This window comes from Actinomadura sp. KC345 (assembly GCF_004348515.1).
Lineage (GTDB): Bacteria > Actinomycetota > Actinomycetes > Streptosporangiales > Streptosporangiaceae > Spirillospora.
Genome location: NZ_SMKH01000283.1, coordinates 1 through 9,973, shown reverse-complemented (window position 1 = coordinate 9,973; position 9,973 = coordinate 1). Strand labels below are relative to the sequence as shown.

Annotated in this window: 10 protein-coding genes; 7 read left to right on the top strand and 3 right to left on the bottom strand. The window is 71.0% G+C overall.

Features of this window, described 5'->3' with window-relative positions:
* On the top strand, positions 1-361 hold a 361-nt coding region (locus E1281_RS32195; RefSeq protein ID WP_207943614.1), incomplete at its 5' end, for a hypothetical protein.
* A gap of 128 nt (positions 362-489) precedes the next feature.
* Here E1281_RS32195 and E1281_RS32190 read toward each other — a convergent pair.
* From E1281_RS32190 to E1281_RS32180, 3 genes are all read right to left on the bottom strand, one after another.
* Positions 490-1,347, bottom strand: coding sequence for a hypothetical protein (locus E1281_RS32190; protein ID WP_131883486.1), 858 nt, complete (start codon positions 1,345-1,347; stop codon positions 490-492).
* Positions 1,348-1,494: 147 nt separating this feature from the next.
* Positions 1,495-2,646, bottom strand: a complete 1,152-nt coding sequence (locus E1281_RS32185; protein ID WP_131883485.1) for an RNA-guided endonuclease TnpB family protein — start codon at positions 2,644-2,646, stop codon at positions 1,495-1,497.
* A 103-nt stretch (positions 2,647-2,749) separates the two neighbouring features.
* On the bottom strand, positions 2,750-3,397 hold the full coding sequence (locus E1281_RS32180; RefSeq protein ID WP_131883484.1) for a hypothetical protein: 648 nt from the start codon (positions 3,395-3,397) through the stop codon (positions 2,750-2,752).
* A 210-nt stretch (positions 3,398-3,607) separates the two neighbouring features.
* Here E1281_RS32180 and E1281_RS32175 point away from each other — a divergent pair, with 210 nt between their 5' ends.
* The 6 genes from E1281_RS32175 (at position 3,608) to E1281_RS32150 (ending at position 9,824) form a co-directional block, all read left to right on the top strand.
* The gene (locus E1281_RS32175; RefSeq protein WP_131883483.1) at positions 3,608-3,904 is read left to right on the top strand and encodes a hypothetical protein; all 297 of its coding nucleotides are present in this window, start codon (positions 3,608-3,610) and stop codon (positions 3,902-3,904) included.
* Between the two features lie 441 nt (positions 3,905-4,345).
* Entirely contained in the window at positions 4,346-5,416 is a 1,071-nt protein-coding gene (locus E1281_RS32170; RefSeq protein WP_131883482.1) for a sugar ABC transporter substrate-binding protein, read from the top strand.
* Between the two features lie 123 nt (positions 5,417-5,539).
* A complete protein-coding gene (locus E1281_RS32165) occupies positions 5,540-6,325 on the top strand; it encodes an ATP-binding cassette domain-containing protein (protein ID WP_131883481.1) in 786 nt (261 codons plus the stop codon).
* An 11-nt stretch (positions 6,326-6,336) separates the two neighbouring features.
* A complete protein-coding gene (locus E1281_RS32160; RefSeq protein WP_131883480.1) occupies positions 6,337-7,623 on the top strand; it encodes an ABC transporter permease in 1,287 nt (428 codons plus the stop codon).
* Positions 7,624-7,839: 216 nt separating this feature from the next.
* Positions 7,840-8,598 (top strand): ATP-binding cassette domain-containing protein, encoded by a 759-nt coding sequence (locus E1281_RS32155; RefSeq protein WP_131883479.1) that lies wholly within the window; start codon positions 7,840-7,842, stop codon positions 8,596-8,598.
* The gene (locus tag E1281_RS32150; RefSeq protein WP_131883488.1) at positions 8,598-9,824 is read left to right on the top strand and encodes an ROK family transcriptional regulator; all 1,227 of its coding nucleotides are present in this window, start codon (positions 8,598-8,600) and stop codon (positions 9,822-9,824) included. The genes E1281_RS32155 and E1281_RS32150 overlap by 1 nt, the downstream gene beginning before the upstream one ends.
* The last annotated feature ends 149 nt before the right edge of the window (positions 9,825-9,973 follow it).

Sequence of the window (9,973 nt, the reverse complement as noted above, 5' to 3'; positions counted from 1 at the left end):
CACTTGGCACCCGCACCCGCACCGCGCCATCCTGGACACCAGCGCCAGGAGGGACGACCCGATGAGCCAAGACCTGGCCGCCGTCATCGCCGAGCAGCTCAGGCGATCCGGGCAGACCAGCACCGTCTACCACTCGTCCGACGAGCGCGACCGCCTACGCACCGCCGGACGCCAAGCCGGACGACTCCTAGACCGCCCCGTCCGCACGTTCGACACCACCGCCCGGCACCCACGATGCGACGCCGACCAATGCGGAACCGTCCTCATCGCCGTCACCGATTGGGGCACCAACCCCCTAGAGCGCCAGCTCAGCGAGACCCGCGCCAACAAGGCCATAGACCACGCCCTAGACAGCCCGTAACCAGCGGCAACCGCCCCGGGCCATGGCCCGCACATGGCCCGCGAACAGCGAGCACCAGCGAAAACCAGCGCGCACCAGTGAGACAAGATCAACGCCAGCGCCGGGCACACCGCACCCGAAACCGCAGGTCAACCCACATCCACGCACGTCAACGGGGCGGCACCCGATCTCTCGGATACCGCCCCGCCAGAGCACCGATTCACTTGCGGCGTGTTGTTGTTATGGCAGGCCGGATAACAACAACACGCGCAAGTCGACGGGTCAGAGGAGGGTGATGGCCAGCGGGGTGATGCCGGCCTTCTTGATGAGGGACGGCAGTCTGGCGGCGAACGGGTGGTGGTCCGTCGGCAGGCCACGCGGGTTGTCCACCACATAGCGGACGCCGAGCCGACGCCGGCGGCGAGCGGTCCGTCCTCGTCCACCTTCGCGCGGAACAGAGACCCGGGGATGTCGGACGTGGGCTCGGACAGCGTCGCCGTCGTCAGGCCGAGACGCGCCGCGAGCTGGGTGCCGCCCTGCCAGCCGATGTAGCGGCCGCCGTCGCGCGTCCACTCCTGGAGCGCGCTCCGCCCGGCGTCGCCGAGCGCGTCGTAGGCGGACGACGCCGGGCCGTCCGGTGTGACCAGCACCTCGACGCCCGCGAGCCTGCCCGCCGCCACGTCCGCCGGGGTCAGCAGAGTGAACGGCAGCCTCCAGTCGCGGTCGAGGCGGTGCCGCAGCCAGCCGGCCGACTGGCGCGCCGCCGACGACGTCGCCGAGAGCTGGAGGACGCCGAGCTTCGGCGCCTCGCCCCCATGGCCCGGACGCGGCGCCGGGAGCGTCCGCACCGGCACGGCCCGCGGCCGCAGGACGGCACCGGACGAGCCGCCCGGCACGTTCGCCAGCAGCGGCAGGCTCCACGCCGTTACGTCGTAGAAGTACGGGAACGGCGTGTAGGAGTCCTCGCCCAGCATGGCCTGGATCCAGTGCTTCCGGCCCTGGGCCATCGAGATCCAGTAAGTGCCGGCCGGAAGGGTCGTCTCGGCCCCGGGGCGCCCGAACGGGCCCCCTCGTAGACGTCGCGGGTCAGCTTCTCGGCCCTGACGTGACGGGTCGAGCTTGCAGCTCTGGCTGCCGCACCTGGGTGGTGGGCATCAGGCCGAGTCGTCGGCAGCGTGACTCACTGCCCAGCCCGCTGTGCCGCGTGCGGCGATGTTGCGGGCTGCGTTGACGTCGGCGTGCTCAGCGAAGCCGCACGACGTGCACCGGAAGGTGGCTTGGTCGGGGCGGTTGTTCTTGTCGATGTGGCCGCACGCCGAGCACCTCTGCGAGGTGTGGCGCGGGTCCACATGCACCACCGGGACACCGGCGCGCTCGGCCTTGTAGGCGATGAACGCGCCGAGCTGGGCGAAACTCCAGGCGTGCAGGGTGACCCGCTGGGGCTTGCGTAGCCGGACCCGCGCACGGATACCGCCCAGGTCCTCTAGGGCGATCCCGCGCGTGGTGCGTTGAGCCTCGGTCACGATCTGCTTGGAGATGCGGTGGTTGGTGTCGGCCGCGAAACGGGCTTCGCGGCCGGACAGATGGCGCAGCAGCCGCTTGGCGGACTTGGTGCCCTTGCTCTGCAGGCGCCGGCGGAGCCGGCGGTTGCGGTGCCGCACCTGGTTGACGTGCTTACCGGAGTGGACGGTGCCGTCGCAGGTGGTGGCGATGTTGGCGATGCCCAGGTCCACCCCCATGAGCCCGTCGGGGATGTATTGCTCGGCTTGCGGGACTTCGCAGGTCGCGTACAGGTAGAAGCAGCCGCCACGCCAGACCAGGTCCGATTCGCCGCGCCGGTGCGCAGTGAGCATCGCCGCCTGCTCGGGAGAACACGCGAAGGCGAGGTCTTTGAGCCTGCCGTGCACGGTCCAGATGCTCACGGTGCGCGCGCCGATCCGCCAGGACAGCGACCGGTCGTCGAATGGCTGCGCGGCGTCCTTGCGGAACCGGACCGGCGTGCCCTCCACGCGGGCACGGCGCCGCGAGCCGGGCGGCCCGTAGTTGCCGGCCTTCAGGTTCTGCGCCAGCGTGGCGTAGGCCCCCGCTACTTTGCGGACGCAGTGGATCGCCGGCTGCGCGGACAGGCCCATCGCCTTCAGTTCGTCGTATACCAGCCGCTGCAGCGCGGTCTTGCCTGTCACGCCGGTGGCGTGCGCGCGGCGGGAGGCGTGGCCGGCGGCCTGGTTGCACAGCTTCAGCGTCTCCCGCAACGCCTGCGCGGTGGCGGCGTCGGGGAGCAGCTTTACCTGCACCACCAGTTTCACTCCAACACCATAACATTGTGTGTCTATATCATGACGGTGAGTGTGTGGGCGGTGCGTCAGGGGAGATCGGACAGGGGCGTGTCAACGGCAACATCTGCCGAGATCAGTCCGCTCTCTCGGGGCGCGGGCGCGGCCCGGTCAGGGCGGCGGCCCGGTTGATCGCCCGGAGCGCGAACCCCTGGGTCCGGGTGAGCCGCCCTCCGCCGCCCGGCGGGTCGCCCTCGCCGTCCTCCGGCGCACCGGCGAGCTGGGCCTTCGCGCTCAGCCCGTAGGAGAGGAACAGCAGGACGACGAAGGCCGCCAGGTACAGCAGATGGGGGAGCAGCGCGCCCCATCTGGCGGTGAAGACGTCCAGGACGGCCAACATCGCGAACCCGGCCATCCAGCCGGCCGTCGGCGGGACGAGCAGCACGTCCCGGCGGAGCACCACCCCCGCCGCGGCCGAGGCGACGAGCGCCAGCTCCAGCACCTTGACCAGGACCAGCACGGCCGTCGCGGGGACGGACCCGAAGTAGCCCTCGATCTCGTCCTGCCGGTCGCCCCACAGCAGGACGGCGCTGATCAGGCCGGTCGAGCCGTAGGCGATGAGGAACACGCCGACCGCGTAGTGGAACCGGTGCCACGCCGCCGGTCCCCGCGGCCCGGGCCCGGCCTCTGGCGCCTCGCCGCCCGCACCGCCGCCCGGCTCGGAACCGGCGGCGGGAGTGGCACCCTGGTCCGCGTTCTCGCCGGCCGTCATCGTCGCCCCCATGGTCCGGTCCCTGTGCCAGCGCACGATATCCCGGATAGGGTTCCGTGAGCCCTGGAACGCGGGCGGTCGCACTGGTCACGCTCTTGTGGAGCGCGGCTGCGAGGTGCACCGCCGCCATTCGGCCGACCAGCCCGAAGTGCTTGCACAAGGGCCGGTGACGCGGGAGGCTGAGGTCTCGTCGGGCCGCGCGGAGTCCGTGAGGAACTGAGGATGACGCCTGACGATACGGGAACCGCCGCGCCTACCAAGACGCGGATCGAATATCTGGAAGAGCTCGGCGACGAGCTGGTCAAGCGTGGCTTCCGGGTGCGTCTCACCCTGCCTCGCGGTCAGTCGCCGAGCCTGCACGTGACCAATCCGGACGCGTCCGCCCTCACGGAGAACATCCTGGCGGAGCAGGGCGCGGACGGCTGGTGGTACTGGTGGTCGTGGGCCGAGCGGATCGCCTCCGCCGACGACCTCTTCGCCGCGGCCGACAGGGTCGCGCTGGTCCTCGCCGCCCGCTGACCGAGGCCGTCCGGCGGGCCGCCGCGGGGCGGCCGGCGGGGGCGCCCGCCCGCCGGGGCGGCGCTCCGTTGCCGCCCCGGCGTCCGAGCGGGAGACGTTTCGGATTCCTCACGACCCCCGTGACCCCCTCTGTGCGGTTGACCACAGGTCGGGGTGAATGTTGAGTCGCCGAACAATCGGCTACCCCGCAGGTCGGAGCGCATGGCCCGCCGGATCTCCTCGCCGGCTCCGCGCTGTCCGGGCTGTTCCCGTGCTGATCTCGCGTTACGGGATTGTTACCAGCAACAACAAATTGATCCGGCGAGAGGTATGGCGCGACGGCTGACGGCGACATAAGTTGCGGGGCACAACATTCAAGCCGGTGGACTTGTGATCTCGCTCACCGGCCTGGCGACCCTGGGCCGCGCCACGGCGGCCCCACCCCCAGAAAGGACCCGGGCTATGCGCAAGGGGATCCTCAGCCTGATGGCCGTCATGTCGGCCGGGGCGCTCACGCTGACCGCCTGCGGGGACGGCGACTCCGAAGCGACCGCCTCCGACAAGGGCAAGGTCGGCGTGATCCTGCCCGACACCGCCTCGTCGGACCGCTACGAGAGCTTCGACCGCCCCTACCTCAAGCAGGCCTTCGACGCCGCCGGCATCGAGAGCGACATCCAGAACGCGGAGGGCAAGGCCCAGCGGTTCCAGACGATCGCCGACCAGATGCTCACCAGCGGCGTCTCGGTCCTGATCATGAGCGGCCTCGACTCCAGCTCCGCCGCCGCGGTCCAGCGCAAGGCGCAGTCGCAGGGCGTCAAGACCATCGACTACGACCGGCTCACGCTCGGCGGCGTCGCCGACTACTACGTGTCGTTCGACAACGTGAAGGTCGGCGAGGAGCTCGGCAAGGGCCTGCAGAAGTGCCTCGGTGACAAGAAGTCGAACATCGTCTACCTGAACGGCGCGCCCACCGACAACAACGCGACCCTGTTCGCCAAGGGCGCGCACAACATCCTCGACAAGGACGCCAACTACACGAAGGTGGCCGAGCAGCCCGTCCCGGACTGGAGCGCCGAGAACGCCGCCACGCTCTTCGAGCAGATGTGGACGGAGCAGAAGGGCAAGATCGACGGCGTGGTCGCGGCCAACGACAACCTCGCCAACTCGGCCATCTCGGTCCTGAAGAAGAACCAGCGGGCCGGCGATGTCCCGGTCACCGGGCAGGACGCGACCGTGCAGGCCCTGCAGAACATCCTCGACGGCAACCAGTGCATGACGGTCTACAAGCCGATCAAGCAGGAGGCCGACGCGGCCGCGAAGCTCGCCATCTCCCTGATCAAGGGCGAGAAGGGCGAGACCAACGGCACCACGAACGACCCGGAGGGCAAGCGTGACGTGCCGTCGGTGCTGCTGGCCCCGATCAGCGTCACCACGGAGAACATGAAGAAGGTCGTGGACGACGGGTTCGTCAAGGCCGCGGACCTCTGCAAGGGAGCCTACGCGGCGAAGTGCAAGGACGCGGGCATCCAGTAACCGCCCGCCGCCGACCCTCGTGGCGGGCCCCCGCCCCCCCGTGTGCCGGCGTCCCGAGCCCCCGGAATCCCGGGACGCCGGGGGGCCCGCCACGAGCAGGACAACGACCCTGAAAGGGAACACGTGGCTAAGAACGGAGACCCCGTCCTCCGACTGACGGGACTCAACAAGAGTTTCGGTGCCGTCCATGTACTGCACGATGTGAACTTCTCCCTGCAGCTGGGCCAGGTCATGGCCCTCGTTGGCGACAACGGCGCCGGGAAGTCCACACTGATCAAGTGCATCGCAGGAATCCACCCCATCGACTCCGGGCAGATCGAGTTCGACGGCCGCCCGGTCACCATCGACGGGCCGCGGGCCGCGTCCGACCTCGGGATCGAGGTCGTGTACCAGGACCTGGCCCTCGCCGACAACCTCGACATCGCGCAGAACATGTTCCTCGGCCGTGAGCGGCGCAAGGGGATCGTGCTCGACGAGCAGTCGATGGAGGAGGCCGCGCGGGAGACCCTCGCCCGGCTGTCGGTCCGCACCGTCAAGTCCGTCCGCCAGCAGGTCGCGAGCCTGTCCGGCGGGCAGCGCCAGACCGTCGCCATCGCCAAGGCGGCGCTGTGGGAGTCCAAGGTCGTGATCCTGGACGAACCCACCGCCGCGCTCGGCGTGGCCCAGACCCGCCAGGTGCTCGACCTCGTCCGGCGGCTCGCCGACACCGGGCACGCCGTCGTGCTCATCTCGCACAACATGAACGACGTGTTCGAGGTGGCCGACCGCATCACCGCGCTCTACCTCGGACAGGTCGCCGCCGACGTCTCGACCGACGAGGTTTCCCACGGCCAGGTCGTGGAGCTCATCACCGCCGGCCGTTCCGGCGATCTCGGCCTCGCGCCGCAGGTCGCCGCCGAGAGCATCTGAAGGGGGACCACGTGGCCACCGACATCCCCGAGAGCAAAGAGGCCGCCGCCGTCAAGCTGGCGGACTCCGACTTCGCCAACGACCTGCGCGAAGGCGACCTGAAGTCGTCGCTCCTGGACTACTGGAGCAAGATCAAGTCCGGTGAGCTGGGAGCCCTTCCCGCCATCGTCGGCCTCCTCTCGCTGTTCGTCCTGTTCACCATCCTCAAGCCCGGCACCTTCCTCAGCGCCGGCAACCTCGCGAACCTCTCCACGCAGGCGCTCCCGATCACCATCCTCGCCATGGGGCTGGTCTTCGTCCTGCTGGTGGGCGAGATCGACCTGTCCGCGGGCGTGGCGAGCGGCCTCAGCGCCGCCGTGATGGCGAAGCTGCTCGCCCAGTCCGGGCAGCCGTGGTACGTGGCGGTGATCTGTGCCATCGCCGTCGGCATCATCATCGGCGCGACGATCGGCTGGCTGGTCGCCGTCCTGAGAATCCCCTCGTTCGTCGTCTCGCTCGCGTTCTTCCTCGGCCTGCAGGGCTTCACCCTGTGGCTGATCGGCGAGGGCGGCACCGTGCCCGTCCGCGACGACGTCATCGTGGCACTGGCGAGTAAGAACATGCCGGTGGCACTCGGCTGGACGCTCGCCGTGGTCTGCTCCGTGGCCTACGCCGCCACGCAGCTGCTGCGCTGGCGCAGCCAGCAGAAGCGCAATCTCGTCTCCAAGCCGCTCGCGCTGGTCCTCGGCCAGTCCGCCCTCGTCGCGGCGGTTCTGCTGATCGTCACCGCCGTGCTCAGCCAGGACCGGGCGGCGAGCCCGATCGCCTGGATCGGCGGCATCCCGTGGGGCGTGCTGCTCGTGGGCACGCTGCTCGTCGCCTGCACGTTCCTGCTCGGCCGGACGTCCTTCGGACGGCACATCTACGCCGTCGGCGGCAACGCCGAGGCCGCCCGCCGCGCCGGCATCAACGTGGTCCGCATCCGGATCTCGGTCTTCATGATCGGTTCCGGGCTGGCGGCGATCAGCGGCATCGTGGCCGCGTCCCGGCTCAACTCCGTCGCCACCAACGCCGGCGGCGACACCACGCTGCTCTACGCGGTCGGCGCCGCCGTCATCGGCGGGACGAGCCTGTTCGGCGGCCGCGGCAAGGCCCGTGACGCCGTGTTCGGCGGGCTGGTCATCGCCACGATCGAGAACGGGCTGGGGCTCCTGGGCACCAAGGCCTACCTCAGCTTCCTCATCACCGGGCTGGTGCTGCTGCTGGCCGCGAGCATGGACGCGCTGGCCAGGCGTCGGCGGTCGAGCGCGGGGAGATGACCCCGATGGACCCGGTGACTCCGTGAACACCGCCGGGGAAGCCGGGGAGCCGCTGGCCCGCGCCATCGGCTCCCCGGCCCCGCCGGACGGCCCGGCCCTGCAGGCCCCCCTGCCGGGCCGTCCGGTGGTTTCGGGCCGTGGAGGCGAACTGGTAATCTCCTCGACCACGACCGCCTGCCGCGCGGCGGCGGCGCGGCACGGTGGGAGCCTCTCGGCATGTCAGTGACGCCAGCCCTTGACCTGCGTGGTATCGACAAGAGCTTCGGCTCCGTGAAGGTCCTCCAGGACATCGCGTTCTCCGCCTATCCCGGCGAGGTCACCGCGCTCGTCGGCGACAACGGAGCCGGCAAGACGACCCTGGTCAAGTGCATCGGCGGCATCCACCCCTTCGACGCGGGCGAGTACCGCTTCGAGGGCCGGCCGGTGCGGCCGGGCAGCCCCCGGGACGCCGCCCGGCTCGGGATCGAGATCGTCCATCAGGACCTCGCGCTCTGCGAGAACCTCGACATCGTCCAGAACCTGTTCCTCGGCCGCGAGCAGCGCCGCGGCTTCATGCTGGACGAGACCGCGATGGAGGAGATGGCGCGCACGACGCTGTCCGGCCTCGCCGTCCGCACGATGGGCTCGGTCCGGCAGCGGGTCGCGACGCTGTCGGGCGGGCAGCGGCAGACCGTCGCGATCGCCCGCGCCGTCCTGTGGGACAGCAAGGTCGTGATCCTGGACGAGCCCGCCGCCGCGCTCGGCATGGCGCAGACCCAGCAGGTGCTGGAGATCGTCCGCCGGCTCGCCGACAAGGGCCTGGCCGTCGTGCTGATCTCGCACAACATGAACGACGTCTTCGCGGTCTCCGACCGGATCGCCGCGCTGTACCTCGGCCGGATGGTCGCCCAGGTCAGGACCGCCGACATCACCCACCGCCAGGTCGTCGAGCTGATCACCTCGGGTGTCAGCGGAGAGCTGGGGCTGCGCCGATGATGAAGGGCGGCCCGTCCCAGGAGGACATCCGGCGCCACAACCTCGGGACACTGCTGCGGTTCGTGCATCTGCGCGGCCCGGCCTCGCGCGCGACGCTCGCCGAGTCCCTCGGCCTCAACCGCAGCACGATCATGGCGCTCACCGCCGACCTCACCGCCGCCGGGCTCGTCCGCGAGGAGCTGCCGCGCGGTCCCGGGCGGCGTGCCGGGCGGCCGTCGCTCGTGGTCCGGCCCGAGTCCACCCGGGTGTACGTGCTGGCGTTCGAGGCGGGGGTCGACCGGTTCGTCGTCGCGCGCGTCGGGCTCGGCGGCGTCGTGCTGGACCGCCGCGAGGGCGTGCGGGCCCGCGACTCCGACCCCGCCGAGCTGCTCGGCGCGCTCGTCGCCGGCGCCCGGTCCCTCGTCCGCAAGGCCGGAAGCGACACCGTCTGCGTCGGTGCCACGCTCGGCTTCCCCGGCACCGTCCGCCGCTCCGACGACACCATCATGTTCGGCCCCAACCTCGACGTCGGCGAACTGAGGCTCGGCGACGCCCTGTCGCGCCGCCTCGGCCTCGGCATCCCCGTCTCGGTCTGCAACGACGCCAACCTCGGCGCCCTCGCCGAGCACGAGCGCGGCGCCGGAGTGGGCTGCGACAACCTCATCTACCTGCACGGCGACGTCGGTGTCGGCGGCGGCATCATCGCGCACGGCCGGCTGCTCGGCGGGGACGAGGGCTTCGGCGGCGAGATCGGCCACATGATCATCAACCCGGGCGGGCGGCTCTGCGCCTGCGGGTCCAGGGGCTGCCTGGAGGCCGAGGTGGGCGAGCGGACGCTGCTCGCCCACGCCGGCCGCGAGGAGAGCCCCGACCAGCCCGGCCGCGACGCGGTCCGCGCCGTCGTCGCGGCCGCCGACGCCGGCGACATCGCCGCGCGGGAGGCGCTGCACCGGGTCGGCGGCTGGCTCGCCCTCGGCGTCGCCAACCTCGTCAACGTCTTCAACCCGGGCATGGTCGTCTTCGGGGGGACGCTCCGCGACATCTACCTCGGCGCCGCCGCGCAGATCCGCAGCGTCCTGGCGACCAGCGCCCTCGCCGCGCCGCGCGAGAGGGTCAAGCTCCGCACCCCCGCCCTCGGGGACGACACGACCATCGTGGGCGCCGCCGAGTTCGCCTTCGCCGAGGTCCTGTCCGATCCGGTGCAGGTCCTCACACGCCTCCGGGCCCCCGAAGACACGCGTGTTTAATGCAGCAACGGCCCACTGCGCTCGCCTGGCGGCTCGCTTCGTGAGGCTCGCCTCCGGCGTCGCCTCACCGGTCAGTCAGCGCGCTCGCGCGCGTGGTCGGGGTTGCTGCTCGGCTTCCTCCGGTCAGGGTCGGCGGGTGGGGTTCACGG